Consider the following 26,261-nt stretch of genomic DNA (forward strand, 5'->3'; position numbering starts at 1 on the left):
GCCTCGCTTCCGTACGCACTACTCTCTTGGTCGGCCTAGGGTGGAGGGCAACCGCCAGGAGGCGGCCGTATGGATCACGGTGTCGTGTCACAATGCTGGACAGGTGCGTCGCGGTTCGCGCGGCCTCGTTCATCAACAACTAGAGGTTCCGCCCCTAGTGGGCACCTTGGTCCATTCTCGTCACGCTTTCCTTCGAGAGGTGTTCGTGTCGCCTGCAAGTTCGACTCGCTCGAAGCCATCCGAGCTGAACGAGCCCGTCATTCAGCAGCTGATGGAGCGGGGGCGCTCGCAGGGGTTCCTCGAGTCCGAGGATGTCCGCAAGGCCGTCGAGGAAGCGGACATTCCGATGGCGCAGGTCGCAGGGATTCTGCGCAGCCTCAGCAAAGAGGGCATCACCGTACGGCTGACTGCTGAGGACTCCGCGGCTCCCAAGAAGTCCCGGACTTCGACCAAGCGTCGTACCCCCGCCGCTCCCGCCCCGGTCAAGAAGACGAAGACCGCCGCGGCGGCCAAGGAGCAGCCCGAGACCGTCACGGCGGTCGTCAGCGGCTCCGAGCCCGCTCCGGCGGCAAAGAAGCCCGCGCCCCCGGCCAGGAAGATCGCGCCGTCGGCGAAGAAGCCGGTTCCCGCCCCGCCGAGGAAGCCTGCCCCCGAGGCGGCCGCCCCCGCGCCCAAGGCCGAGCCGAAGCCCAAGCAGGTCTCCGGTGACGACGACGAGGTCATCGACCTTGAGGACGTCGAGATCGAGGACTTCGACCTCGATGTCGAGGTCGAGGTCGACGTGGAGATCGAAGCCGAGGCCGAAACCGAGGCCGAGACGGAGGAGGAGCCCAAGGTCGAGGCCGTCAGGCAGAACGAGGACGAGGTCCTCATCCTGTCCGACGACGACGATGACGCCCCCGTGCCGCAGGTCGCGGCGGCGGGCGCCACCGCCGACCCGGTCAAGGACTACCTCAAGCAGATCGGCAAGGTTCCCCTGCTCAACGCCGAGCAGGAGGTCGAGCTGGCCAAGCGCATCGAGGCCGGCCTGTTCGCCGAGGAGCAGCTCGGCACCGACGGTGACCGGTTGCCGGTCGACGTACGCGCCGAGCTGGAGTGGATCGCCGAAGACGGCCGCCGCGCCAAGAACCACCTGCTTGAGGCCAACCTGCGTCTGGTGGTCTCGCTGGCCAAGCGCTACACCGGCCGGGGCATGCTCTTCCTGGACCTGATCCAGGAGGGCAACCTGGGCCTGATCCGCGCGGTGGAGAAGTTCGACTACACCAAGGGTTACAAGTTCTCCACCTACGCCACGTGGTGGATTCGGCAGGCGATCACCCGGGCGATGGCCGACCAGGCGCGGACGATCCGCATCCCGGTCCACATGGTCGAGGTGATCAACAAGCTGGCCCGGGTGCAGCGGCAGATGCTGCAGGACCTGGGGCGCGAGCCCACTCCCGAGGAGCTGGCCCGCGAGCTGGACATGACCCCGGAGAAGGTCGTCGAGGTCCAGAAGTACGGCCGCGAGCCGATCTCCCTGCACACCCCGCTGGGTGAGGAGGGCGACAGCGAATTCGGTGACCTCATCGAGGACTCCGAGGCCATCGTTCCGGCGGACGCCGTCAGCTTCACTCTTCTGCAGGAGCAGCTCCACTCCGTGCTGGACACGCTGTCCGAACGCGAGGCGGGCGTGGTCTCGATGCGGTTCGGGCTGACCGACGGCCAGCCGAAGACGCTGGACGAGATCGGCAAGGTCTACGGGGTCACCCGGGAGCGTATCCGCCAGATCGAGTCCAAGACCATGTCCAAGCTGCGTCACCCGTCCAGGTCCCAGGTCCTGCGCGACTACCTGGACTGATCGCTCACGGTGAGAGGCCGCGCCGCATGGCGCGGCCTTTTCCGTACCCGGGCTCGCGAGGTCAGGTGGTGACGTCGAGGGCCCAGGGCTTCCTGCCGCCCGGGACGGGGCCGAGCGTCACGGTGTGGCCGAGTTCGTCCAGGACCTTGGCCAGTTCCTGCGGTGTCTGCGGATCGACGCCACTCTCCAGGAGCGCCCGGGCTATCACGCCCCGGGTCGCCTTGGCCATGTGGCTGACGACCTTGCCGTCCTTGAGGACCCGCACTCCGACCGCCCGTTGCCCCGGCTGCCAGGCCGCCGCGTAGGTGCTGGAACGCAGGTCGACGACCAGGCCGGGTTCGGCGTCGAGGACCGGGGTGATCGTCTTGCGCCAGTAGGGTCCGAGGGCGCCGAGCGGCGGTAGCCGTACGCTCATCGACAGGCGGTAGGGCGGCACCCGGTCGGTGATCCGCAGCAGGCCCCACAGGCCGGAGAAGATCAGCACGCTTCCGGCGGCCCGTTCGGCGGCGCCTGGAGACAGTGAGGCCAGGCCGAGATTGTCGTAGAGCACGCCGGTGTACAGTTCCGCCGCCGTCAGTGTGGCGGCGGTCCTCAGCTGCCGGTTCTTGTCGAGTTCACCCACCTGCCCCGGGGACAGGCCGAGCACGTCCTGCGCCTGGCGTTTTCCGGACAGGGTGACGAGCGTGCCCAGGACCTTCCGCCTGGAGGGCGTCAGGGAAGGAAAGCTCAGCAGGGACAGATCGAGGGCGGGGCCGTCGCCCAGCGCGGCCTTTCCCTCGGATGGCGGCAGCAGAATCAACACAGTCGCCGAGCGTAACGCGGCGGGGCACGCCGACGAGGCCCGATGCCTTCGCTGGAGAACCGGTGGAGAAAGACCGTGTGCTCCGCTCCGATGACGCTGGAGCGGAGCACACGGCAGAGATATCTGAGATGGGTCAAGCCGGGCCACGGGACGGGTCGTTCACGGGAACGGCCGCACCCGCGGCGTCGGTCCGGTGTCGCCACCGGGCCTGCCGGTCTCTATCGTTCGTCGTTGCCGGCGGTCGAGGGGGTGTCGCTGAGGCGTGCCGACTCGTCCTGGATGTCGGCGCCCTTGTCTCTGAGCACGGCTACGTGCTGCCGCCCGTGGTGGGCGCAGAACAGCAGCTCCCCACCTGCGGGCAGGGTCGCGCGGATGTAAGCCTGGGCGCCGCACCGGTCACAGCGGTCCGTGGCCGTCAGCTGCTTGGTGGGGGCGAGTGTTCCAGTCACGTATCGCCTTTCAGGTCATCCCCTTGTGTGGAGGATCTGGCGTCAGTCACTTGAGACAACATCTAACCGGATGCGAGGCTTCCCAACCGGCCCCCGGCTACGCCGAGAGCGGAAAGCGCCGGAAGGTAACGGACTTTTCACTCGGTGTAACGCCATGGTGCTCGCGTGAGAAGCTTGTACCCGCCGCGGCGGGAAGAACGGTAAGCTGCGCACACGTGTTCGAGCAGAGTGGGAGTGGGTGTGACCGCAGTTAGCGCGGAGAAGGGCTATACGGCGCGCCATCTGTCGGTGCTTGAAGGTCTTGAAGCCGTCCGCAAACGCCCGGGCATGTACATCGGGTCGACCGACAGCCGTGGTCTCATGCACTGCCTCTGGGAGATCGTGGACAACGGGGTCGACGAGGCCCTGGCCGGATACTGCACCCGCATCGAGGTCGAGCTGCACGCCGACGGCTCGATCGAGGTGCGTGACAACGGCCGCGGCATTCCGGTGGACATCGAGCCCAAGAGCGGCCTGGCCGGAGTCGAGCTGGTCTACACCAAGCTGCACGCCGGAGGGAAGTTCGGCGGCGGCTCCTACGGTGCCTCCGGCGGCCTGCACGGCGTCGGTGCCTCCGTGGTCAACGCGCTGTCCTCCCGCCTCGACGTCGCGGTCGACCGTGACGGCCGGGTCCACGAGATCAGCTTCCGCAGGGGAGTGCCGGGCGTCTTCGACGGCGACGGGCCCGGCGGCAGGTTCAAGAAGAAGTCCGGCCTGCGCGACGGCGGCCCGCTCCCGCGCAAGGTCACCGGCACCCGCGTCCGCTTCTGGGTCGACCACCAGATCTTCCTGCCCGAGGCGGAGGTCTCCCTCGACGAGATCCACGTCCGGCTGCGTCAGACGGCCTTCCTGGTCCCCGGCCTGACCCTGGCCGTGCGCGACAGCCGCGGCGAGGAGTCCGCCGAGGAGGAGTTCTGCTTCGACGGCGGCATCTCGGAGTTCACCGAGTTCCTCGCCCGCGACGAGGCCGTGTGCGAGGTGCTGCGCCTGCAGGGCTCCGGTCACTTCCACGAGACCGTGCCCGTCCTGGACGAGCTCGGGCACATGACGCCGACCCAGGTGCAGCGTGAGCTCACCGTGGACGTCGCGCTGCGCTGGGGCAAGGGCTATGACAGCACCGTCAGGTCCTTCGTCAACGTGATCGCCACCCCCAAGGGCGGCACCCACGTCACCGGCCTGGAGCGGGCGCTGGTCCGCACGCTGAACGAGTTGCTCCGTGAGACCCGGCTGCTGAAGAACGGCGATGCCCCGGTCACCAGGGAGGACATCCTCGAAGGCCTCACCGGGGTCGTCACGGTGCGCGTTCCCGAGCCCCAGTTCGAGGGACAGACCAAGGAGGTCCTCGGCACCTCGGCCGCCTCCAGGATCGTCGCCCACGTCGTCTCCCGGGACCTCAGGGAGATCTTCACCAATCCGCCCCGCGGCGCCAAGCAGCAGCTGCGCGCGGTACTGGAGAAGATCGCCGCGGCGGCCAAGGCCAGGATCGCCGCCCGTGAGCACCGTGACAACCAGCGGCGCAAGACCGCCCTGGAGAACTCCGCGCTCCCGGCCAAACTGGTCGACTGCCGCAGCGACGACGTCGACCGCAGCGAGCTGTTCATCGTCGAGGGTGACTCGGCGCTCGGCACCGCCCGCGCGGCCCGCGACTCGGAGTTCCAGGCGCTGCTGCCGATCCGCGGCAAGATCCTCAACGTGCAGAAGGCGTCCGTCGCCGACATGCTCAAGAACGCCGAGTGCGCCGCGATCATCCAGGTCGTCGGCGCGGGGTCGGGGCGCTCGTTCGACATCGAGGCGGCCCGCTACGGCAAGATCATCCTGATGGCCGACGCCGACGTCGACGGCGCGCACATCCGATGCCTGCTGCTGACCCTCTTCCACCGCTACATGAGGCCGATGGTCGAGGCGGGCCGGGTCTTCGCCGCGGTTCCGCCGCTGCACCGCATCGAGGTCACGAACCCGGGACGCGGCCAGGACAAGTACGTCTACTGTTACTCCGACGCCGAACTGCACCGGGTCCTGCGTGACCTGGAGCGCCGGGGCAAGCGCTGGAAGGACCCGGTCCAGCGTTACAAGGGTCTGGGTGAGATGGACGCCGACCAGCTGGCCGAGACCACCATGGAGCCCCGCCGCAGGACGTTGCGCAGGGTCAGGATCGAGGACGTCCAGGAGGCCGAGCGCATCTTCGACCTCCTGATGGGCAGCGACGTGGCCCCGCGCAGAGAGTTCATCGTGGGCAGCGCGGCCGAGGTCGACCGCGACCACATCGACGCCTGAGGCGCCTGGGACGCACGGGACGCATGGGCGTCCGAGATGAGAGAGGGCCGGCTCCGGACGGAGCCGGCCCTCTTCTCACACCTCGACAGGCATGATCTTCCCGGTGTGCACGTCGTAGACGGCGCCACCGATGGCCAGTCCCTCGGGGAGGAACGGGCTGGTCCTGATACGCGTCAGGTCGTGCCGCAGAGCGGCGCTCTGGTCGGGCACGGTGTGGAACTCCAGACTGCGGGTGTCGACGCCGTGCTGCGCGGCGAGCTTGTGCACGTCGTCGTCGGTGGCCTTCGACATGCCGCAGTCGGTGTGCGGCATGACGAGGACCCGGTTGACGCCCAGCAGGTAGACCGCGAGCACCAGCGTTCGCAGCACGTCGTCGGTCACCCGGGCGCCCGCGTTACGCAGGATTTTCGCGTCTCCGGCTTTCAGGCCGAACAGCCCGAGCGGGTCGATTCGCGAGTCCATGCAGGTGACGACAGCCAGGCCGCGGGCTGCCGTACCGGTGAGCTCGGAGTCGGTGAACGTGGCGGAGAACTCCTCGTTCGCGGCCAGAAGATCGTCGAAGGCACCCACGCAAAAACCTTTCGGTCGGCGGAAACTATGGATTGATAATCCCTCATGCGGCTTTCCTGATGCCTTCCGGGGCGGTCTTCTTCGTTCGCTCAGGGAAGACTCCGCCATCTCCGCTCACGATGGGTGATGATGTCGTGACGCAAAGTTCGGGATTTTGGGGGGATCATGAGCAGGATCGCATCGATGGCCGAATACCTGCGTGCGCAGGCCAGGCGGAGGCTGGACCGGGTGGAGACCCATGACGAGGGCCGTAACGCGCGTTCGGCGCTGGCTCTGCTCGATGCGGCGGTCTACACAGAGTCCCTCGGCGACGACGACCCGCTGGTCGAGGTGCTCGTGGCGGCGGGGTGTTTCGGTCCCCACGGCTTCGGTGAATTTCAGCCCGGCGAGCAGGTCGCGCGGCTCATCCGCTCCTGGGAGTCGGGCGAGCCCTGGCAGCTGCTGATGGCGGTCAGGTTCGCCCTGCACACCTCGTCCGTCTGAGGTCCGGAGTCCGCCGACTCCGTCTGCGCGGGGGCGCGCTTCGCCGTACGACCGGGTGGGGGCCTGGCCGTACGGCTTCGGCCGGGCTGTGGTCCGTCGGGTGCCGGTGTGGCGCCGAAGCCCGGGGGAAGGACACTGGCGTAACTTCGTCGTTGGTGTCTCCTGAGAGGGATCATGGCAATCGCGCGCATGAGGTCGGTCGTCCTCGACTGTCCGGACCCGAAGATCCTGGCCGATTTCTACGGCGCCGTCCTGGGCTGGGAGGTGTCCTCGGTCGAGGACGACTGGGTGGTTCTGACCGACGGGCGGAGCCGGCTGTGCTTCCAGCTCGCGGAGGACTACCGGCCGCCCCGCTGGCCCGGTGCGGAGATCCCTCAGCAGTTCCACCTCGACTTCACCGTGGACGACATGGACGAGGGGGAGGCCGCCGTGCTCGCGGCGGGTGCGACCAAGCACGCCCACCAGCCGAGCGAGGACGACAGTTTCCGTGTCTTCCTCGACCCGGTGGGGCATCCGTTCTGCCTCTGTGTGGGAGAGCCCTCCCGCACCGGGTGACGGCCCGCGCAGGCGGGGCCGGGAAAACGAGGGGTGAGAACGGCCCTGACGGGCCCTCCAGGCTCGCAGAGGCGTTCACCGGGGGGAAAGGTCATCTTCTGGGAGAACCCCCGCCCTGCGGGCCGTGAGGGCGGGGGAGGGTTCCCGGAGGACGGGCGCGGGGCCCTCCTCCGGGAACGGTGGACCGGGATCGGGGGCTCAGTCCCCGGCGGTTTCGTCCTCGGACGGGTCGTCCGAGGCGCCGAGAGAGCCGCCGACGGCCGCCACGGTGTGTGTGAGACGCAGGCCCGATCCGTCGCGGCGGCCCAGTTCCTCGGGGAGCGGGACGGGCTTGCCGACGGTCGAGACGGCGCGCACGGGGGCGGGGCCCGCCCAGGCGAGCAGCAGGACGTCCTCACCCTTCAGGAAACGCTGGGCCCGCACGCCGCCGGTCGCCCTTCCCTTGGGGGGATACTCGGCGTAGTCGGAGATCTTCGCGCCACCGACCTGGGTCCCCGGCAGCGCGGTCGAGGAGCCCGCGATCGTCACGACCCTGGACTCACGGGCGGGGTCGACCACGCCGAACCAGATCACCCGGGCGTCCCCGTCGAGGCGGATGCCCGCCATACCGCCCGCGGGACGGCCCTGCGGGCGGACGCTCGTCGCGGGATAGCGCAGCAGCTGGGCGTCGGAGGTGATGAAGACCAGGTCGTGGTCCTCCGAGGTCAGCTCGGCCGCTCCCACCACGGTGTCGCCCTCCTTCAGCCCGATGACCTCGAAGTCGTCACGGTTGGCGGGATAGTCGGGAACGACCCGTTTGACCACGCCCTGAGCCGTGCCCAGGGCCAGGCCGGGACCTTCGGGGTCGAGCGAACCGATGCCGACGACGGTCTCACCCTGCTCAAGGGTGACGTACTCGGACACGGGATGGCCGCCGGACAGCGACGGCGGGCTGTTCGTCGGCGGCAGCGTCGGCAGGTCCACCACCTGGATCCGGATCATCCGGCCCTGGTTGGTGACCACGCCGACCTCGCCCCTGACCGTGCTGCGCACCACGGACACCAGCACGTCGTGCGCCGCGCGTTCGCCGTCGGCGGGCAGCGGGGAGGCGTCGGCCGTACGGGCCAGCAGGCCGGTGGAGGAGAACAGCACCAGGCACGGGTCGTCGGCGACCTCCAGCGGCACCGAGACGTTCCTGGCAACGCCGGAGGACTCCAGCAGAACTGTACGGCGCGGCGTACCGAAGGTCTTGGCGACCTGCGCCAACTCGTCGGAGACGACCTTGCGGAGTTTGGTCTCAGAGGCGAGGATCTCGCTCAGCTCGGCGATCTCCGCCTCCAGGGTCGCCTTCTCCCGGTCGAGCTCCAGCTTGTCGAAGCGCGTCAGGCGGCGCAGCGGGGTGTCCAGGATGTAGACGGCCTGGGTCTCCGACAGCGCGAAGGACTCGATCAGCCGCTGGCGGGCCTGGCCGGAGTCGTCGGAGGAACGGATGACCTGGATGACCCGGTCGATGTCGAGCAGGGCGATGATCAGGCCCTCGACGAGGTGCAGGCGCTCCTCCCGCTTGCGCCTGCGGTACAGGGAGCGGCGCCTGGTGACGTCGATGCGGTGGTCGACGTAGACCTGGAGCAGCTCGCGCAGGCCCAGCGTGCGCGGCTCGCCGTCGACCAGCGCCACGTTGTTGATGCCGAAGGTCTCCTCCATCGGCGTCAGCCGGTACAGCTCCTCAAGCACGGCCTCGGGGATGAAGCCGTTCTTGATCTCGATGACCAGGCGCAGGCCCTTGTGCCGGTCGCTGAGGTCCTTCAGATCGGAGATGCCCTGGAGCTTCTTGGCGGTGACCAGCTCCTTGATCTTGGTGACCACCCGCTCGGGGCCGACGTTGAAGGGCAGCTCGGTGACGACGATGCCCTTGCGCCTGGGGCTGACCTGCTCGACGGCGCACTTGGCGCGCATCCTGAAGGTGCCGCGGCCCTTGGCGTAGGCGTCGCGGATGCCGTCCAGGCCGATGATCGTGCCGCCGGTCGGCAGGTCGGGGCCGGGGACGAAACGCATCAGGTCGTCGAGCGTCGCGTCCGGCTTCTTGATCAGGTGGCGGGCGGCGGCGACGACCTCGACCAGGTTGTGCGGCGCCATGTTGGTCGCCATGCCGACCGCGATGCCGGTGGCGCCGTTGACCAGCAGGTTCGGGAACGCCGAGGGCATGACCGTCGGCTCGGTCTCCTGCCCGTCGTAGTTGGGCTTGAAGTCGACGGTGTCCTCGTCGATCGACTGCACCATCGACATGGCCGCGGCGGCCAGTCTCGCCTCGGTGTAACGCATCGCGGCGGGCAGGTCGTCGGGGGAGCCGAAGTTGCCGTGCCCGTCGACCAGGGGCAACCGCATCGAGAACGGCTGCGCCATGCGGACCAGCGCGTCGTAGATGGCGCTGTCGCCGTGTGGATGCAGCTTGCCCATCACGTCACCGACGACCCGCGACGACTTCACGTGCCCTCGGTCAGGGCGCAGGCCCATCTCGCTCATGGAGTAGAGGATGCGGCGCTGGACCGGCTTGAGGCCGTCCCTGGCGTCCGGCAGCGCACGCTGGTAGATGACCGAGTAGGCGTACTCAAGGAAGCTGGTGCGCATCTCGGCGGAGACGTCGATGTCGACGATCCGCTCCTCGAAGTCACCGTCGGTCGGGGGTGTGGTCGTCCGTCGGGCCATCTGTTTTTCCTGCGCGGGCGCCTCGGTTTTCTGCCGAGGGAGAGCGCATCCTCCTTTTAGTCCTCGTGGTGTGACGGGTGGCCGGTTCAGGCCTGCGTGCCGGGGCGGGGCCGTCCTGCGCGCCCGTGACGGGCGGCACCTTGCGGAGTGCGGTGACACGCCCCTGCCGCCCGCGTGGGGGGCGAGATCATGAAGGCGCCTCCTCGGTGGTGGCGGGACCGGTCATCGGCGGGCATCGGGGCTTCGTCCCGATCGACGTGACCGTACATCGTGTGGAGTCTCGCCACCATACTCACCGTGGCCGACACTCCCGGCGGTCGCCGTCTCGCGGGCCCTCGGTCGTGGGGGAGCGGGGACCCGCTCCGGGCCAGGGGCCGGGGGTGACCCCCTCGTCCTCGTCCCCGGGAGCGCCGTGTATGACGTCGTAGACACGGAAGCCCCGTGCCCGGTAGTTGGCCAGGGCGTGCCAGCCGTCGAGGGAACAGGTGTGCAGCCACACCCGCCGGGTCGGCTCGCGGTCCTCGTGACGGTCGGCGAGGTCCCAGGCGCGGGCCGTGCCGACCTCAAGAAGACGACCGCCCAGCCCCCTGCCCGTCGCCCAGGACATGAGGCCGAAACAGGTGATCTCGACTGACGCGTCCCGGCCGGGCGTGAGTTCGACGTAGCCCGCGGGTGTGCCCCTGTGGTAGGCGACCCAGGTCTCCACACCGCCCCCGAGCAGGTCCTCCCACTCCCGCCAGGTCCAGCGCAGCCTGTCCGTCCACTGCCAGTCGCCTCCGACGGCCGTGTAGAGGAACCTGCTGAACTCAGGGGAGACGACCTCGGCGCGCACGATGCCGGCCTCGATCGCGGGCCGTCCGGCGGGGAGCAGGTCCGAGCGCGAGGTCTGTTCGAGGTACCACGTTGTGACGTCCATAGCTGAGATGCATCAAACCACGACGTGGAACCGGGTCGGCCCGTTGAACGGAGACGGAGGCCACTCCGTGGGGAAAGGAGAAGGACGCTCCCAATGCTCGCTTCGCCGGTAAGGGCGGGCGGAGTGAAACGGTCACCCCGACCTGGTACCAATAGGCCGGTGAGCGAAGAGCAGATGCTGCGCGAAGAGGCAGAGGAGCGGCTGCGGGCCCTTGCCGGTGAGCACGCCCGGCTGCGTGAGGACCAGTGGGAGGCCATCAAGGCGCTGGTCGTGGACCGGCGCCGGGTGCTCGTGGTGCAGCGGACGGGCTGGGGCAAGTCAGCGGTCTACTTCATCGCGACCGCGCTCCTGCGTGAGCTCGGCGAGGGCCCCACGGTCATCGTCTCCCCCCTGCTGGCCCTGATGCGCAACCAGATCGCCGCCGCGGAGCGGGCCGGGATCAACGCGGTCACCGTCAACTCCGCCAACCCCGAGGAGTGGGAGCAGATCTACGGGCAGGTCGCCGAGGGCCTGGTCGACGTGCTCCTGGTCAGTCCGGAACGGCTCAACAACCCCGAGTTCCGTGACCGGGTCCTGCCCGAGCTGGCCGAGAGCGCGGGCCTGGTCGTCGTGGACGAGGCGCACTGCATCTCCGACTGGGGCCACGACTTCAGGCCCGACTACCGCAGGCTGCGCACGCTGTTCCAGGAGCTGCCGGAGGGCGTGCCGGTCCTGGCGACGACGGCGACGGCCAACGCCAGGGTGACCCACGACGTCGCCGAGCAGCTCAGCGCCGACGACGCGCACTCCGGTGGCGAGACCCTCGTCCTGCGCGGCGCCCTCGAACGTGAGAGCCTCCACCTGAGCGTCGTACGGCTGCGCGGCCCGGAGCAGCGCCTGGCCTGGCTCGCCCAGACGCTGCACGAGCTGCCGGGCTCCGGCATCGTCTACACCCTCACCGTCGCCGCCGCCCAGGAGGTCGCGGCCTACCTGCGCGAGCAGGGGCACGAGGTGCTGTCCTACTCGGGGCAGACCGAGCAGGCGGAACGGCTCGCCGCCGAGCAGGCCCTGCTCGACAACAAGGTCAAGGCGCTGGTCGCGACCTCGGCCCTCGGCATGGGCTACGACAAGCCCGACCTCGGCTTCGTCGTCCACGTCGGCGCGCCGCAGTCCCCGGTCGCCTACTACCAGCAGGTCGGCAGGGCCGGTCGCGGGGTCGAGCGCGCCGAGGTGATCCTGCTTCCCGGCGCCGAGGACCGGGAGATCTGGGCCTACTTCGCCTCGCTGGCCTTTCCTCCCGAGCCCGTGGTCCGAGCCGTGCTCGACGCCCTTTCGGAGGGCGGGACGCTGTCGACCGCGGCCCTGGAGAACCAGGTCGATCTCAGCCGCAGCAGGCTGGAGACGATGCTCAAGGTCCTCGACGTGGACGGCGCGGTGCGCAGGGTCAAGGGAGGCTGGGAGGCGACCGGCGAGGAGTGGGCCTACGACGCGGGCCGCTACGCCCGCGTGGCGGCCGAACGCGAGGCCGAGCAGCGGGCCATGCTCGACTATCTGGAGACCACCGAGTGCCGTGAGTGGTTCCTGAGGCGGCGGCTCGACGACGAGACCGCCACGCCGTGCGGACGCTGCGACAACTGCACCGGCGCGCACCGTTCGCCCGAGGTCGACGCGCGGGCGGTCGAGCGGGCGGCGGAGAGCCTGAACCGCCCCGGAGTCGAGATCGAGGCGCGCAAGCAGTGGCCGAGCGGGCTGAGCGACCTCAAGGGGCGCATCAAACCCGAGCTGGGAGCCGAACCGGGCAGGGCGCTGGGCAGGCTGACCGACATCGGCTGGGGCAACAGGCTGCGCGGGCTGCTGGCCGACGGCGCACCCGACGGCCCGATCCCCGACGACGTCTTCGCCGCCGTGGTCACGGTGCTGTCCCACTGGGAGTGGCGGCACCGCCCGGCCGCGGTCGTCGCGATCCCCTCCGCGAGCCGCCCCCAGCTCGTCGGGAGCCTGGCCGAGCGGCTGGCCCAGGTGGGGCGCCTGCCCTACCTGGGAGAGCTGGGATACCGCCGGGGGACCCCCGGCCGCCAGTTCAACAGCGCCCAGCGGGTCCAGGCGGTCCGTGCCACGCTGGCCATGCCCTCCGCGCTGACCGAGGCCGTCGCGCGTACGGGCGGGCCGGTGCTGCTGGTCGACGACCGTCTCGACACCGGCTGGACCCTGACCCTCGCCGCGGCCATGCTCCGCCACGCCGGTGCCCCCGCGGTGCTTCCGCTCACCCTCGCGGTCACGGCGTAGACGAACAGGGGTACGGCCCGTGCCGGGCCGTACCCCGGGAAGAAGGCGTCAGAGGCGGGGCCGGGCGCCCAGGTGGGAGATGGCCTTGGCGGCCAGGCGGCAGCCGGCGGCGAGAGACTCGGCGGGCGGCTTGTTCTCCAGCCAGGCGGGCAGGAACCCGGCGGTGAAGGCGTCACCGGCACCGGTCCCGTCGACCACGCGCTCGACGGCCTCGGCGGGCACCTGGACAGGCTCCGCGCGGCCGTTGGTGTACCACAGCGCGCCCTCGTCGCTGAGCTTGACGACGACCTGCGGGAACCAGGCGGTCAGCACCTTGGCTGCGGCGGCGGGGTCGTCACGGCCCGTCAGGACCTTGGCCTGGTCGGCGTTGGCGAAGAGCAGCTTGACGTTCTGCGTCCATTCGAGGAACGGCTCGGCGCCGGTCCGCTCCAGCGGGGCGGAGGAGGAGCAGTCGACCGAGACCGACATCCCGGAGCGGCGGGCCATCTCCAGGGCGGCGAGACCGGCCTCGCGGGAACCCTCGTTGATCAGGGTGTAACCGGACAGGTGCAGATGAGCGCCCTGGGTGAACAGGTCACGGGGCAGGTCCTCGGGCGAGAGGGCGGCGTTGGCACCCGGGTCGGACAGCATGGTGCGCTCGCCCTTGTGGGTGACGAGCACGACGCAGGTGCCGGTAGGCCGTTCGGGGTCCATGACAAGGCGGGCGTCGACCCCGTAGCCCATCAGCTCCATGTCGCGGTTACGGCCGGTGATGTCGGCACCCCTACGCCCGATGAAGGCCACCTCGGCGCCCTCGACCGCGAGCCAGGAGGCTATGTTGGCCCCGGAGCCGCCGCCGTGCATGGTGACGATCGCCGGTGTGTCGCTGGCTCGTGCCAATGGGTAGCGAGCTCGTGCGACCGCATCGGTCATCAGATCGCCCACCACGACCACCCGCGTCATGATGTCACCGCCTTGCTGCCTTCGATGCTGACGTGCCTCTAGCCGCGAAAAACTTAACAGCTTCCGGCCAGGGTATGGGGTCCGGACCGGATAGCGCGCCATAGTCGATGCACAAGCGTTGCGTGAACAGGACGCGAACCGCCCTGCTGATCTGGCATACGCGTCTGACGTTTACTCTCAGGACTGTGGAGGCTGCTCAGTATCCCGCTCACTGGGAGGCGGACGTCGTCCTTTCCGACGGCGGCACCGCCCACGTACGACCGATCAGGCCCGCCGACGCGGAACGGCTTCGCTCGTTCTACTCCCGGCTCTCCGAGGAGTCGATCTACTTCCGGTTCTTCGGCCCCAGACCCCGTCTTTCCGAGCGTGAGGTCACCCGGTTCACCAACGTCGACTACGTCGACCGTGTCGCGCTCATCGCGACGATCGGCGCCGACATGGTGGCGGTGATCCGCTACGACCGGATCGATCCCGGGGAGGCGGAGGTCGCCTTCCTCGTCGAGGACGCGCACCAGGGACGCGGAGTGGCCTCGGTGCTGCTCGAACACCTGGCGGAGACGGCCAGGGAACGGGGCATCACCCGCTTCGTCGCCGACGTGCTGCCCGCCAACCGCAAGATGACCGCCGTGCTCCAGCAGGCCGGATACACCGCGCAGAGCCGTTTCGCCGACGGCGTCGTACGGATGATCCTCGACCTGACCCCGACCGAGACCTCCCAGGAGGTGACCGCCTCACGTGAGCACCGGGCCGAGTCCCGCTCCATCGAACGACTGCTCTCGCCGGGGTCGATCGCGGTCGTCGGCGCGGGCAGGGAACCGGGCGGCGTCGGCCAGACCGTGCTGCGCAACCTGCTGGCCGCCGACTTCACCGGCCCCGTCTACCCGGTGCACCGCCAGGCGCGGGCGGTGGCCGGGGTGCGCGCCTACCCGAGCGTGACGGCCATCGACGGGGAGGTGGACCTCGCGGTGCTGGCCGTACCGGCGGACGGGGTGATCGAGGTGGTCAAGGAGTGCGCGGAGAAGGGGGTGCGCGGGCTGGTCGTGGTCTCCTCGGGGTTCGGCGAGACCGGCCAGGAGGGGCGGGATCGGCAGGACGAACTGGTCCGCATCGCCCGCGCGTACGGCCTGCGCGTCGTCGGCCCCAACTGCCTGGGCATCGCCAACACCGACCCCGCGATCAGGCTGAACGCCACGCTGGCCGCGACCGTCCCCGGCCACGGCAGGGTCGGCTTCTTCAGCCAGTCCGGCGCCCTGGGCACCGCGCTGCTGCAGCGGGTCGCCCAGCGGGGCATGGGGATCTCCTCGTTCGTCTCGGCGGGAAACCGGGCCGACGTCTCCGGCAACGACCTGCTGCAGTACTGGGAGGAGGACCCCAGGACCGATGTGATCCTGCTCTACCTGGAGTCCCTGGGAAACCCCCGCAAGTTCGCCCGCCTGGCGCGGCGCATCTCCAGGCGCAAGCCGATCGTGGTCGTCAAGAGCGGCGGCACCACCCAGAACGTGCCCAGAGGGCACGCGGCGCCGGTGCTCGGCCTGCCGGACACCGCGCTCAGCTCGCTGTTCGAGCAGGCCGGGGTGATCCGGGTCGACGACCTGATCCAGCAGTTCGACGTCGCGCAGCTGCTGGCCTACCAGCCGCTGCCCAAGGGGTCGAGGGTCGGCCTGGTCGGCAACTCCGACGCGCTCGCGCTGCTCGCCGCGGACGCCTGCGTACAGGCCGGGCTCGACCCGGCGCCGCCGGTCAACCTCGGGGCCAGGGCCGGGGCGGCCGAGTTCGGCGCCGCGCTGACCTCGGTGCTCCAGGACGTGGACGCGGTCGTCGTCATCTACATGCCGCCGATCCCCGGCCCGGCGGACGAGGTCGCGGCCGAACTGCTCAGGGCCTCCCGCGACTGCGGCAAGCCGGTGCTGGCCACCTTCGAGGGCAGGATCGGCGTGCCGCCGGGGCTGCGGACCGGCGCGGTGCCCGAACGGGGCTCGATCCCGTCCTACGCCGCTCCCGAGGAGGCGGTCCGCGCCCTGGCCCACGCCGTACGGCACGCCCGCTGGCGCAAACGGTCCCCGGGCGTGCCCGAGGAGATCGAGGGCGTCGACACGGCCGCCGCGCGACGGCTGGTGCTGTCCAGGCTGGAGCGGGCCGGGAACGGCGAGGGGCCGGAGGAGGACGTCGAGATCGACCCCTCCGAACTGCTGGCCTGCTACGGCCTGACCGTGTGGCCCGCGGAGGTGGTCGACTCCCCCGAGGAGGCCGTCGAGGCGGCCGAACGGCTCGGCTGGCCGGTGGTGCTGAAGGCGGCAGACCCGGAGGCGGCCAAACGCGCCGGGACCGTACGGCTCGGCCTGACCGGTCCGGACGGGGTGCGCGAGGCCTTCGCGGGGCTGAAGGAGCAGCTCGGCCGGGGCGCGGTGCTCGCGGTGCAACGGATGGTCCCGCAGCCCGCGGTGCCGACCGTGGTCAGCGTCATCGAGGACTCCGCCTTCGGCGCCGTCGTCTCCTTCGGGCTCGGCGAGGTCACCGCGCGCCTGCTGCGCGACGAGGCCTACCGTCTGGCGCCGCTGACCTCGCAGGACGCCGCGGCGCTGGTCAGGTCGCCACACGCGGCCCCGCTGCTGTTCGGCGAGTACGGCTACCCGCCGGTCGCGGTCGAGGCGCTTGAGGAGCTGCTGGTCCGGGTCGGGCGGCTGGCCGACGACCTTCCCGAGGTGTCGAGGCTCGACCTCGATCCGGTGCTGGTCGGGGAGTCGGAGGTGATCGTTCTCGGGGCGCGCGCCGTACTGAGCAGTCAGCACGGACCGCGGGTGGACGCGGGGCCGCGCCGTCTCGGCTGGGCGGGGCGTGGGTGGTGATGAAAACCCCGCCACCGCCTTACCAATGCAATTAACGCCAAAAAACCGAATTAACCGCTTAGCTACTTCAGGGAAACCGCATTTCGCGGGGAGCGTCTTTCCGCCGATGGCCGAACCTCACGGGCTCCAGGTGAAAGCGCCGCCCGGGACAGGGCAGGATGGACCCATGAGGGAAACCCGACTCTCGGCCGCCGGTCTGCGCGAGGCAATCGATCGCAGCGGCTATTATCCCGACCTGGTCGCCGACGCGGTCGACTCCGCCCTGGGCAAGGAGCAGGTGAGCGCCTACGTGGTGCACCACGAGGCCACCTTCGACCCCGCCATGGAGGTGCGCAGACACGTCACCGTCCTGGTGCTCACCCCCACCCGCCTGCTGGTCTGCCACACCGACGAGCACTCGCCGGTCGAGGGGGTCTCGGTCTCGCACGCCTCGACGACCACCGAGGCCGTGCGCCTGAGCAGGATCCAGTCGGTCGCCGTGACCAGGGTCGTCCCCGACCCGGCCTCCTACGTGCCGGGTGTGCCGCCGAACGAGGTCACCCTCACCATCGGCTGGGGGGCCATCTCCCACGTGGACCTCGAGCCCGCGACCTGCGGCGACGAGAACTGCGAGGCCGACCACGGATACACCGGCGCCATCACGGCCGACGACCTGTCCCTGAGGGTGAGCGAGGCGGCCGACGGCCCCGAGGCCGTCTCACACGTGCTGGCCTTCGCCAAGGCGCTCTCCGAGGCCACCGCCCACGCCGCCTCATGACCGCCCCGCTGCTCCCCGCGTACGGCACGGCCTCCCTGGCCGACCTGTCCCGCTCACTGCTGGCCGTGCTCGGGATGGACGGCCACGGCAACCCGCTGGGGCTCGAAGCCGCCCGGCACGTTCTGGTGTTCCTCGTCGACGGCCTGGGCGCCGAACTGCTCGACGCCCACCCGGAGGCGGCCCCGTTCCTGTCCGCGCGACGGGCCAGGGTGCTCACCGCGGGCTTTCCCGCGACCACCGCGACCAGCCTCGGCACGCTGGGCACCGGCCTGCCGCCGGGCGAGCACGGCATGCTCGGCTACCAGCTCGCCATGCCCGGCACGGGCCATCTGCTCAACTGCCTGCGCTGGACCTCGGCGGGCCCGACGGTCCCGCCCGACGAGTGGCAGCCGACCCCGACCGTCTTCGAACGCGCCGCGGCGGCCGGCGTCTCCGTGAGCTACGTCGCCCCGTCCGCGTTCGGGCCGACCGCGTTCAACCGGGCCGTCTACCGGGGCACGGACTTCTTCGGCGCCGACGCACTCGACGACCGGGTCGAGGGCGCGCGCGTGGCCCTGACCCGCCCCCGCTCCCACGTGACGGTCTACTACGGCGACCTCGACGCCGCGGGCCACCGGTTCGGCTGGGGCTCCCCGCAGTGGCTCGACCGGCTCGCCGTCGTCGACCAACTCGCCGAACGGCTCGCGGGCACCCTCCCGCAGGGGGCCGCGATGTACGTCACCGCCGACCACGGCATGGTCAACGTCACCGAGTTGATCGACGTGGACGGCCCGGAGGAACGCGGCGCCGCGCTGCGCGAGGGCGTCGCCCTGCTCGGCGGCGACACCCGGGTCAGGCACATCTACACCGCCCCAGGCGCCACACAGGCCGTGCTCGGCACCTGGCGTGAGCTCCTGGCGGGCAGGGCGTGGGTCGTCTCCCGGCAGGAAGCCGTCGAGTCGGGCTGGTTCGGGCCCCAGGTGCGGCCGGACTGGCTGCTCAGGATCGGCGACGTCCTGGCTGTGCCGTACACCGACTGCGCGATCACCGCCTCGGTCAGGGAGCCGTTCGAGTCGTCGTTCGTCGGCGTCCACGGCTCCCTGACCACCGCGGAGCAGCATGTTCCCTTGCTGGAGGTAAGCACCCGATGAGCCCGCTGATCACCCCGTCCGAGCTGTCCGCCCTGACCGGGGCGACGATCCTGGACGTCCGCTGGAAGCTGGGCGGCCCGCCGGGGGTCGACTCCTACCGCGAGGGGCACATCCCCGGCGCCGTCTTCTGCGACCTGAACGCCGACCTCGCCGCCCCCGCGGGGGAGGGGGGCCGTCACCCGCTGCCCTCCGCCGAGCACTTCCAGGAGGCCATGCGCCGCCTGGGCGTCTCCGGCTCCCGTACGGTCGTGGTCTACGACGAGGCCGACTCGACCGCCGCCGCCCGGGCCTGGTGGACGCTGCGCCACTTCGGCCATCCGGACGTCCGGGTCCTGGACGGCGGCCTGCGCGCGTGGACCGCCGAGGGGCTGCCTCTCGCCGAGGGCGACCAGGAGACGGCCCAGGGCGACTTCACCGCCCGCCCCGGCGGGATGCCCGTGCTCGACGCGGACCAGGCCGCCGAACTCGCCAAGGACGGGGTTCTGCTGGACGCCCGCGCCGCGGAGCGCTACCGGGGAGAGGTCGAACCGATCGATCCCGTCGCGGGGCACATTCCCGGCGCGGTCAGCGCCCCCACCGGAGAGAACGTCGACCCCTCCGGGCGTTTCCACCTGCCCGACTTCCTGCGCGAGCGGTTCAACACGCTCGGCGCGGTCCCCGGCGTGCGGGTCGGCGCCTACTGCGGGTCAGGCGTGACGGCCGCCCACGAGGTGCTGGCGCTCGACGTCGCAGGCATCCCGGCCGCCCTCTACGTCGGCTCCTGGTCCAACTGGGTCGCCGACCCCGCGCGGCCCGTCGCCACCGGCTGATCGCCGTACCCCAGGCAGACGAAACCGGCCACCCCCGTCTTCGCGTTCGCCGTGGCGAGTGCCTGGGCGGGGCAGTGGCCCGCGGCCAGCAGTTCGTGGAAGACCGTCATCAGGTCGAGGGTCTCCTCGTCGCGTACCGGCACCAGGCTGGCCACCACGCACTGCGTCCCCAGCGACAGGAAGGCACCCGCCAGCCCCAGCGGAGCTCCGTCCGCGGGGGCATGGGCCATCCCGGCGTCACACGCCGAAAGCACGACCAGCCTGGGCGGAACGCGCAGCCGAAGCAGGTCGTAGGCCATCAGTCTGCCATCCTCAAGATCGATGCCGGACAACAGCGGGCTGCGGGAGCAGAACGTGCCGTGCGCGGCCAGGTGCGCGACCCCGGTCCCGGGCAGTGCCGTGACCACCTCGGGACGCAGCGCCGGGATCCGCTCGGCACCGGGATGACGGGCGGCGACCATCTCCGCCTCCGCCTCGGCGTGCAGCAGCCCCGGTCCGGCGGCCACCACGACCCTCCCCGCCCCCGTCCCCGCGGCCCGCACCCGCCCGCCGGCCAGCCAGGAAGCGGCCGAGGAGGCCACCGAGACCCGGCGCCCGGAGTTCGACGGCAGGACCGGCCACGGCAGGGTGTGCAGCGCCCCGGTCGGTACGACCACCAGCGCCCTGTCACCCAGGACTCCCGACAGAGGATCGAGCAGCAGACGTTCGAGCAGGGCCGCCTCCCCGGCGACGTCTGCCGCCCGCCCATCGCGCAGATGCGCCCTGCGCAGGCCGTACCTGAGCCGCACAACGGCCTCCGCGACGGCGGAGAAGGAGCCGAGACGGCGTAGCGAGACCCGTTCTGGCGAGACCGCGACGGCGACCAGTTCGTCGCCGTTCCTGGCGAACTCGACCAGGACCGCGTCGCCGAGCGCCGCCCGGAGCTCCGCGACGCCGGGGACCCGTGACCGTTCAGAACCACCCGCGACGGCCCGCCATCGCTCGGCCCAGGCCAGGAGCGTACGGCCCCGCCCGGTGCGCAGGGCCAGTGTGAGCCCGAATTCGGCCAGCGGTTCACCGGCCTTGGCCGCGTGGGCGCGGACCCGAGGGTCCTCCGCGGTGGCCGTACGGGCGGCGACCGCGGACAGGCCAGCCCTGACCTCGGCGAATGCCCCACGCCTGTCTCCGGCGAGCTCCCGTTTCAGCGCCGAGGCGTGCCGGGAGACCACTCCGGGACCACGGGTGAGCCGGTCGAGCTGGCCGTCGGCGACCGCGCGGTCGCCGACCAGCAGCGCGACCTCTGCGGCGGTGAGCCTCAGCTCCCCGGCGACCTCCGCGTGCCCGGCCTCGTCGAGGTCGTCGGCACAGGCGAGCAACTCGGTGAGCAACTCCCGGGTCGGTGAGCCGAGAGCCAGCCGGGCCCTCAGGGCGATCTCCGTCGTGAGCGGCACCAGGGCGGCGCGTTCCTGCGCGGTCAGGGCGGCGCCCGCGCGCTCGGCGGTCTGCAGGGCGCGGTGCGGCTCACCCGTGCGCAACTCGGCCCTGGCCAGCAGCAGAAGGGCCTCGGCCAGGGCGCCCTGCGCGCCCGCCGCGATGAGTTCGGGCACCGCCAGGTCGAGCAGCACCCGCGCCTCGCCCGGCAGATGGGCGGCGACCAGTGCCTCGGCCAGGTCGCAACGCGTCGTGGCCAGCCGCTCCGGATAGCCGAACAGGCTGTCCTCGGCGCGCCGGTAGGCGGCGAAGGCGGCGGGCAGATCGCCGCGCCGCGCGGCGAGGAAGGGCAGGTTCCCCTCGGCGAGGGCGACCACATGGTCGAGACCGGCCCGGCCGGCCAGCTCGGCGCAGCGGGCCAGGTCGGACTCCGCCGCCTCGAACTCTCCCAGGAAGACCCGCGCCAGCCCCCGGTTCAGCAGGGCCCCGGCGAGGAACCTGGGGTCCTCCTCCAGCAGGCCGACGGCCCGGTCACACTGGTCGGCGGCCTCCGCGTAGCGGCCGAGCCTGGCCAGGGCCACCGCCCGATGGACCCCGAGCTTGGCCACCTCGACCGGCCTGAGGTACGGCTCGGCCGCGGCGGCGACGGTGAGGGCCTGTGTGGGACGGCCGAGCTCGGCGTTGACGTGGACCAGGGAGAGACGGGCCTGGGCCGCCCTGTGCCGCAACCCCGCCGCCAGCGCGATGCCGACGGCCCTGCTCAGATGGCTCTCGGCCAGTGGGAGATCTCCCAGCTCCCTGGCGGCCAGCGCCAGAGCCCGATGGGCGATCGTGGCGGCCTCGTCGGGGACCGTCATCGAGCGCAGCACCTCACGTGCCAGCTCTCCGGCTCGCGCGGGGTCACTGCCGGACGTCTCCAGCGCCAGCTCCGCGGCGGCGACCGCCTCGTCCGGCACCACCTAGGGACGGATCCGGGTCCAGCTGGTGACGACCGGGCCGTGGCCGGGACGCCTGCACACCACGCTGAACCAGCCGGGCGGCAACCCGGTGACGGCGAACTGGCCCGTCGCGGACAGCTCACGCGACGCGGTGAGGTGAGGGGTGCGCACCTCGACCGTCGTGCCGGCCTCGGGGAGGGGGGAGACCTGTCCCGCCAGGTCGACCAGGCCGTCGACGGGGACGATCTCCAGCTCGACGACGAGACCGGCGGCGCTGAAGCGCAGCAGCCGTGCCCCCTCGGCGGACCGCACGCCGGCCGGGGCGGGCGTGGACACCGGGATCGCGGTCGAGGCGCCGGGCACCCGAAGGCCGAAGGCCGCCCTGGACGCCGAGAGGACGTGTGCCGGGACGGGGTCCTTACCCGCGGCCAGACGGAGCGCCGCGACCAGGGACTCGTCGTCGATCGCGGGGGGACGGCGGGTGGTCACGGTTGCGCCTCCTGGGCGGTGAGCATGGTGCGTAGCCGGTTCAGGCAGCGCCCTCTGGTGGGGCCGTAGCTGCCGCTGGGCATGCCCAGCCGTACGGCGAGCTGGTGGACCCCCGCGTCCGGCGCGGTGGCCATCAGCAGGAGCAGCGAACGGCAGGGCTCGTGCATCGTCTCGACGGTGCGCCACAGCCGGCGGCCCTCGTCGGCGGAGAGCACGGTCAACGCCGGATCGGGGTGGACGGCGTGGTCGGCCCGCGAGGGGCCGGGCTCGGCCTCGGCCCGCTCGGCGGCGGCGGGGTCGGCGACGAGCCGCTCGCCCCGGGTGCGCCTGCTCAGGAGAGAGGCCTCACGTCTGGCCGTGGTGAGCAGCCAGGAACCGATCCGCTCGGGGTCGCGTATGGTGTGCAGGCTCTCGACCAGCCGCAGCCACGTGCCCTGCACCACGTCCGCGGCGTCCGCCGCGCTGAGGCCGTGGGCGCGGGCCACCGACCAGAGCCTGCCGGAGAAGCGGGTCACCAGCGCGTCCCACGCGGCCTGGTCGCCTGCCAGCGCGGCGTCGATCGTCTGCTGGTCACTCACCGGCGCCTCCGAGACCACGGCGAACACATTTCGTGTTCGCGTGAAGACTTTGGGTGAGACTTTACCTTGGCGTGGGCACGACGACCCCCAGATCCGGAATTCGCCGGTTGCGGGTGGGATCGAGAACGTGGGCCGCCGCCTCCTTCGGGGTACGCTCCCCGGTCGCTGCGGCGATCGCTCCGCTGACCACGGCCGCGGCGAAGGAGGTCCCGCTCCATCCGGCGTAGCCGCGGAACGCTCCATGGCGCAGGAAGGCGCTGCGCAGCCACTCGCCGCGTGTCCAGGCGTCCACCCACGGGCCGTGCGCGGAGAACGGGGCTCTGGCCTGCTCGGCCGCGTCGAGCGCGCCCACCGCGACCACTCCGGGCAGGGCGGCGGGCCAGAACGGGCGGGTCGAGGCCGTGTTGCCCGCGCAGGCGACGACGGCGGTCGAGGACAATCCGGCCAGCGCGGTCTCGACCAGCGGGGAGGGCCTGTCGTCGAAGGTGTGGCAGCCGAGGGAGAGGTTGAGCACCTGCGGTGGATCGTTCGCGAGCCTGCCCAGGACGCGCAACAGCGCCGCCTCGTCTCCCAGGCCCCGGCCGTCCAGCACCCGTAGTGGGCGGATCCGTGCCCCGGGGGCCGCGCGCAGCACCAGACCGGTGACGAAGGTGCCGTGCCCCGCCTGAGGGTCCAGCAGGCCGTCGCGGTCGGTGTCGGGAACCTCGGTCTCCTGCCGTCCCTCCCCGAACCAGGTCCGTTCCCGCCACCAGGGATGCGGGGCGAGGCCGGTGTCGGCGACCGCGACGGTCACCCCGCTTCCGGGGCTTCCTCCCGGCGCGGGGACGGGGTCGACGGGGAAGGGCCGTGAGGCGGGGCCGCCGAAGAAGAGGGGCTGGCCGACCAGCACATGGTTGGGTGACGCACTGTGACCTTGGTCACGTAGCGTGGCCACCAGTTCGCAGACGTCCACGCCGGGCGAGAGCCGTACGCGGAAGACTCCGTCGGTCTCGGCGACCGCGATCGTCCACCGCTCGGCGGCCTCCGCGCCGAGGGCGTCGGTGAGCAACTGGCCGGGCCTGATCAGGGAGATCACTCCCGCGACGGGCTCCACACGGGTGATGTCGGCGTCCATCCGGTACTCCAGGGTTGATCACCAGGTCGATGGGTGTTTTCCTTTCAGAGGATGCCGCAGACGCGTCTGCGCGTCGCAACATCTCGGTATGACCCCCCTCTGGTGCGGCGTCACAACCGACGGTAGTCTTCCTTCAGTCACTTGTGATCATCCTGGCGAGGCCGTTGGGGAAGGCGCACCTCGTACGAAACGGGAGGTCCGGTGTCTGCTCGTGGCGTGCTCTACGTCCACTCAGCTCAGCCTGCGCTGTGCCCTCATATCGAATGGGCGGTCGCAGGTGTCCTTGGCGTGCCCGTAGACCTGACCTGGACTCCACAGCCCGCCGCGCCCGGTCACGTGCGCGCCCAGGCCGAGTGGGAGGGGCGGCCGGGAACCGCGGCGGCCATCACCTCGTCCTTGATGGGCTGGCAACGGATCCGATTCGAGATCACGGAGGACGCCACACCAGGCGCCGACGGGTCACGCAATGCCTACACCCCCTCACTCGGCGCCTTCACGGCGGTGATCGGGGCCGCGGGCGACATCCTGATCCCCGAGGACCGGCTGCGCTCGGCCATGCTGATGGCCCGCCAGGGCAGGGTGGTCCTTGAGGAGGAGCTGGATCGCATGCTCGGCAAACAGTGGGACGCCGAGCTTGAGTCCTTCCGCTACGCGGGCGAGGGCGCCCCGGTCCGCTGGCTGCACGCCGCGGTGTGACCCGGCGGCCCGTCACGGACGGTGACCGCCCCGGCGTCCCCCTCCTACGGCTTCGCCCCCCGGAGAGCGCTTCCCCGAACGGGCGGTGGAGCACCCGCCCGCGCTCCCTCCCGGGGTGAGGTCCTGCGCGGGCGCGGCACCGTCCGGGGCCGCCGCGGGCCTTCCCGGAACCGGGGAAAGCACGACGCCCCCGGCGGCGTGAGCCGCGCGGGGGCGTCGCAGAAGCGTGGTGTGACGGCGGGATCAGGTCACAGCGGGATGTTGCCGTGGGCGCCCCGGGCCGGAGTCGCCTGGGCGAGCACCTTGGCGATGGCTCCCCGGGTCTCCTCAGGCTTGATGACCTCGTCGATGACGCCGATCTCGATGGCCCTCTGGAGCCCGCCCGCGAGGAGTTCGTGCTCCTCGGCGAGCCTGGTCTCAAGCGCGGCGCGCTCGTCCTCAGGGGCGGCGGCCAGTTCGCGCCGCTTCAGGATGCGCACCGCGGCGACCGCACCCATGACCGCGATCTGGGCGGTCGGCCAGCCGAAGACCTTGGTCGCGCCCAGGGAGCGGGAGTTCATCGCGATGTAGGCGCCGCCGTACGCCTTGCGGGTTATCAGGGTGACGCGCGGGACCGAGGCCTCGGCGAAGGCGTGCAGGAGCTTGGCGCCGCGGCGGACCACACCGTCGTGCTCCTGACCGACGCCGGGCAGGTAACCGGGGACGTCGACCAGGACGACCAGCGGCACCCCGAAGGCATCGCACATACGGACGAACCGTGCGGCCTTCTCCGCCGAGGTGGCGTCGAGACAGCCGCCGAGACGCATCGGGTTGTTGGCGACGACGCCGACGGTCCGGCCGCCGAGACGGCCGAGCGTGGTGACGACGTTCGGCGCCCACTTGGCGTGCAACTCGACTCCGGGCTCGTCCAGGAGTCCCTTGACCAGCGGCTTGATGTCGTAGGCGCGGCGGGGGTTGTCCGGCAGCAGGTCGGAGAAGTCGACCTCGTCGAGGTCGGTGCGGACCCTGCCCTGGTGGCCCAGCAGCACCGCCAGGCGGCGGGCCTGCAGGTAGGCGTCGGTCTCGGTCTTGGTGACGATGTGGACCACGCCGCTGCGCTTGCTGTGCGGCTCTGGGCCGCCGAGGGCGGCCATGTCGATCTGCTCGCCGGTGACGCTGCGCACCACGTCGGGGCCGGTGACGAAGATGCGGCCCTCGTCGGCCAGGATCACGATGTCGGTCAGCGCGGGGCCGTAGGCGGCGCCGCCCGCCGCGGGGCCGACGACCACGGAGAGCTGCGGGACGACTCCGGAGGCCCGGGTCATGGCGGCGAAGACACGGCCGACCGCGTGCAGCGACTCGGCGCCCTCGGCGAGCCGAGCGCCGCCGGAGTGCCACACGCCGATGATCGGGACCCGCTCGCGGACCGCGACGTCGTAGGCGTGCACGATGTGCTCGCACCCCTGGCTGCCCATCGCGCCGCCCTGCATCCGGGCGTCGCTGACGAAGACCACGACGGGGACGCCCTCAACGCGACCCATCGCCGCCAGCGCCCCGCTGCGGTCCACAGGAGAGATCAGCCTGATCGATCCCTCGTCGAGGAGGGCGGCCAGACGCACCTGGGGGTCGCGGGGATCGTCGGCCTCCTTGTCAGAGGCGTCGTTCACCACCCTGTTGTCGAGCACAGTCATCACGGGC

Annotated in this window: 21 protein-coding genes; 10 read left to right on the forward strand and 11 right to left on the reverse strand. The window is 71.3% G+C overall.

Annotated features, from left to right (window positions below; genetic code table 11):
- Positions 1–205 precede the first annotated feature (205 nt).
- A complete protein-coding gene (locus ABZ463_RS32165) occupies positions 206–1,837 on the forward strand; it encodes an RNA polymerase sigma factor (protein ID WP_352015880.1) in 1,632 nt (543 codons plus the stop codon).
- Between the two features lie 61 nt (positions 1,838–1,898).
- Here the strand turns inward: ABZ463_RS32165 and ABZ463_RS32170 are convergent, their stop codons facing one another.
- Together ABZ463_RS32170 and ABZ463_RS32175 are read right to left on the reverse strand one after the other, a co-directional pair.
- Positions 1,899–2,639 (reverse strand): peroxide stress protein YaaA, encoded by a 741-nt coding sequence (locus ABZ463_RS32170; protein WP_362781798.1) that lies wholly within the window; start codon positions 2,637–2,639, stop codon positions 1,899–1,901.
- A gap of 218 nt (positions 2,640–2,857) precedes the next feature.
- The gene (locus tag ABZ463_RS32175; RefSeq protein WP_352015878.1) at positions 2,858–3,088 is read right to left on the reverse strand and encodes a hypothetical protein; all 231 of its coding nucleotides are present in this window, start codon (positions 3,086–3,088) and stop codon (positions 2,858–2,860) included.
- Between the two features lie 240 nt (positions 3,089–3,328).
- Here ABZ463_RS32175 and ABZ463_RS32180 point away from each other — a divergent pair, with 240 nt between their 5' ends.
- A complete protein-coding gene (locus ABZ463_RS32180; RefSeq protein ID WP_352015877.1) occupies positions 3,329–5,401 on the forward strand; it encodes a DNA topoisomerase IV subunit B in 2,073 nt (690 codons plus the stop codon).
- 75 nt (positions 5,402–5,476) lie between these two features.
- Here ABZ463_RS32180 and ABZ463_RS32185 read toward each other — a convergent pair whose 3' ends face one another.
- On the reverse strand, positions 5,477–5,971 hold the full coding sequence (locus tag ABZ463_RS32185; protein WP_352015876.1) for a carbonic anhydrase: 495 nt from the start codon (positions 5,969–5,971) through the stop codon (positions 5,477–5,479).
- Between the two features lie 165 nt (positions 5,972–6,136).
- Here ABZ463_RS32185 and ABZ463_RS32190 point away from each other — a divergent pair, with 165 nt between their 5' ends.
- Positions 6,137–6,454, forward strand: a complete 318-nt coding sequence (locus ABZ463_RS32190; RefSeq protein WP_352015875.1) for a hypothetical protein — start codon at positions 6,137–6,139, stop codon at positions 6,452–6,454.
- Positions 6,455–6,643: 189 nt separating this feature from the next.
- Positions 6,644–7,009, forward strand: coding sequence for a VOC family protein (locus tag ABZ463_RS32195; RefSeq protein ID WP_362781804.1), 366 nt, complete (start codon positions 6,644–6,646; stop codon positions 7,007–7,009).
- A 198-nt stretch (positions 7,010–7,207) separates the two neighbouring features.
- Here ABZ463_RS32195 and ABZ463_RS32200 read toward each other — a convergent pair whose 3' ends face one another.
- Together ABZ463_RS32200 and ABZ463_RS32205 are read right to left on the reverse strand one after the other, a co-directional pair.
- On the reverse strand, positions 7,208–9,694 hold the full coding sequence (locus ABZ463_RS32200; RefSeq protein ID WP_352015873.1) for a DNA topoisomerase IV subunit A: 2,487 nt from the start codon (positions 9,692–9,694) through the stop codon (positions 7,208–7,210).
- A 292-nt stretch (positions 9,695–9,986) separates the two neighbouring features.
- The gene (locus tag ABZ463_RS32205; RefSeq protein WP_362781807.1) at positions 9,987–10,610 is read right to left on the reverse strand and encodes a GNAT family N-acetyltransferase; all 624 of its coding nucleotides are present in this window, start codon (positions 10,608–10,610) and stop codon (positions 9,987–9,989) included.
- A gap of 174 nt (positions 10,611–10,784) precedes the next feature.
- Between ABZ463_RS32205 and ABZ463_RS32210 the strand changes: the two genes are divergently transcribed.
- The gene (locus ABZ463_RS32210; RefSeq protein WP_362781888.1) at positions 10,785–12,875 is read left to right on the forward strand and encodes a RecQ family ATP-dependent DNA helicase; all 2,091 of its coding nucleotides are present in this window, start codon (positions 10,785–10,787) and stop codon (positions 12,873–12,875) included.
- Positions 12,876–12,923: 48 nt separating this feature from the next.
- On the opposite strand, the gene ABZ463_RS32215 is transcribed toward ABZ463_RS32210, so the two are convergent.
- The gene (locus ABZ463_RS32215) at positions 12,924–13,817 is read right to left on the reverse strand and encodes a sugar kinase (RefSeq protein WP_352016367.1); all 894 of its coding nucleotides are present in this window, start codon (positions 13,815–13,817) and stop codon (positions 12,924–12,926) included.
- A 185-nt stretch (positions 13,818–14,002) separates the two neighbouring features.
- On the opposite strand from ABZ463_RS32215, the gene ABZ463_RS32220 reads away from it, so the two are divergent.
- The 4 genes from ABZ463_RS32220 to ABZ463_RS32235 all read left to right on the forward strand — a co-directional run bounded on the left by ABZ463_RS32220 (position 14,003) and on the right by ABZ463_RS32235 (position 19,359).
- The gene (locus tag ABZ463_RS32220; RefSeq protein WP_352016368.1) at positions 14,003–16,663 is read left to right on the forward strand and encodes a bifunctional GNAT family N-acetyltransferase/acetate--CoA ligase family protein; all 2,661 of its coding nucleotides are present in this window, start codon (positions 14,003–14,005) and stop codon (positions 16,661–16,663) included.
- A 166-nt stretch (positions 16,664–16,829) separates the two neighbouring features.
- The gene (locus ABZ463_RS32225; RefSeq protein WP_352016369.1) at positions 16,830–17,420 is read left to right on the forward strand and encodes a DUF5998 family protein; all 591 of its coding nucleotides are present in this window, start codon (positions 16,830–16,832) and stop codon (positions 17,418–17,420) included.
- On the forward strand, positions 17,417–18,550 hold the full coding sequence (locus tag ABZ463_RS32230; RefSeq protein ID WP_362781812.1) for a nucleotide pyrophosphatase/phosphodiesterase family protein: 1,134 nt from the start codon (positions 17,417–17,419) through the stop codon (positions 18,548–18,550). The genes ABZ463_RS32225 and ABZ463_RS32230 overlap by 4 nt, the downstream gene beginning before the upstream one ends.
- Positions 18,547–19,359 (forward strand): sulfurtransferase, encoded by an 813-nt coding sequence (locus ABZ463_RS32235; protein ID WP_362781815.1) that lies wholly within the window; start codon positions 18,547–18,549, stop codon positions 19,357–19,359. Before ABZ463_RS32230 ends, ABZ463_RS32235 begins: the two co-directional genes overlap by 4 nt.
- Here ABZ463_RS32235 and ABZ463_RS32240 read toward each other — a convergent pair.
- From ABZ463_RS32240 to ABZ463_RS32255, 4 genes are all read right to left on the reverse strand, one after another.
- Positions 19,299–21,728 (reverse strand): CHAT domain-containing protein, encoded by a 2,430-nt coding sequence (locus ABZ463_RS32240; RefSeq protein WP_362781818.1) that lies wholly within the window; start codon positions 21,726–21,728, stop codon positions 19,299–19,301. The two genes, ABZ463_RS32235 and ABZ463_RS32240, sit on opposite strands and share 61 nt — an antisense overlap.
- Positions 21,729–22,196, reverse strand: coding sequence for a hypothetical protein (locus tag ABZ463_RS32245; protein WP_362781821.1), 468 nt, complete (start codon positions 22,194–22,196; stop codon positions 21,729–21,731).
- Positions 22,193–22,774, reverse strand: coding sequence for a sigma-70 family RNA polymerase sigma factor (locus tag ABZ463_RS32250; protein WP_362781824.1), 582 nt, complete (start codon positions 22,772–22,774; stop codon positions 22,193–22,195). Before ABZ463_RS32250 ends, ABZ463_RS32245 begins: the two co-directional genes overlap by 4 nt.
- A 61-nt stretch (positions 22,775–22,835) precedes the next feature.
- Positions 22,836–23,888: a S8/S53 family peptidase gene (locus ABZ463_RS32255; RefSeq protein WP_352016375.1), complete on the reverse strand. Its 1,053-nt coding sequence runs from the start codon at positions 23,886–23,888 to the stop codon at positions 22,836–22,838.
- 201 nt (positions 23,889–24,089) lie between these two features.
- Here ABZ463_RS32255 and ABZ463_RS32260 point away from each other — a divergent pair, with 201 nt between their 5' ends.
- A complete protein-coding gene (locus ABZ463_RS32260; RefSeq protein ID WP_352016376.1) occupies positions 24,090–24,584 on the forward strand; it encodes a DUF3145 domain-containing protein in 495 nt (164 codons plus the stop codon).
- A gap of 248 nt (positions 24,585–24,832) precedes the next feature.
- Here ABZ463_RS32260 and ABZ463_RS32265 read toward each other — a convergent pair whose 3' ends face one another.
- Positions 24,833–26,254, reverse strand: coding sequence for a carboxyl transferase domain-containing protein (locus ABZ463_RS32265; RefSeq protein ID WP_352016377.1), 1,422 nt, complete (start codon positions 26,252–26,254; stop codon positions 24,833–24,835).
- Between the last annotated feature and the right edge of the window lie 7 nt (positions 26,255–26,261).

Source organism: Streptosporangium sp. NPDC020145 (genome assembly GCF_040631275.1).
Classification (GTDB): domain Bacteria; phylum Actinomycetota; class Actinomycetes; order Streptosporangiales; family Streptosporangiaceae; genus Streptosporangium.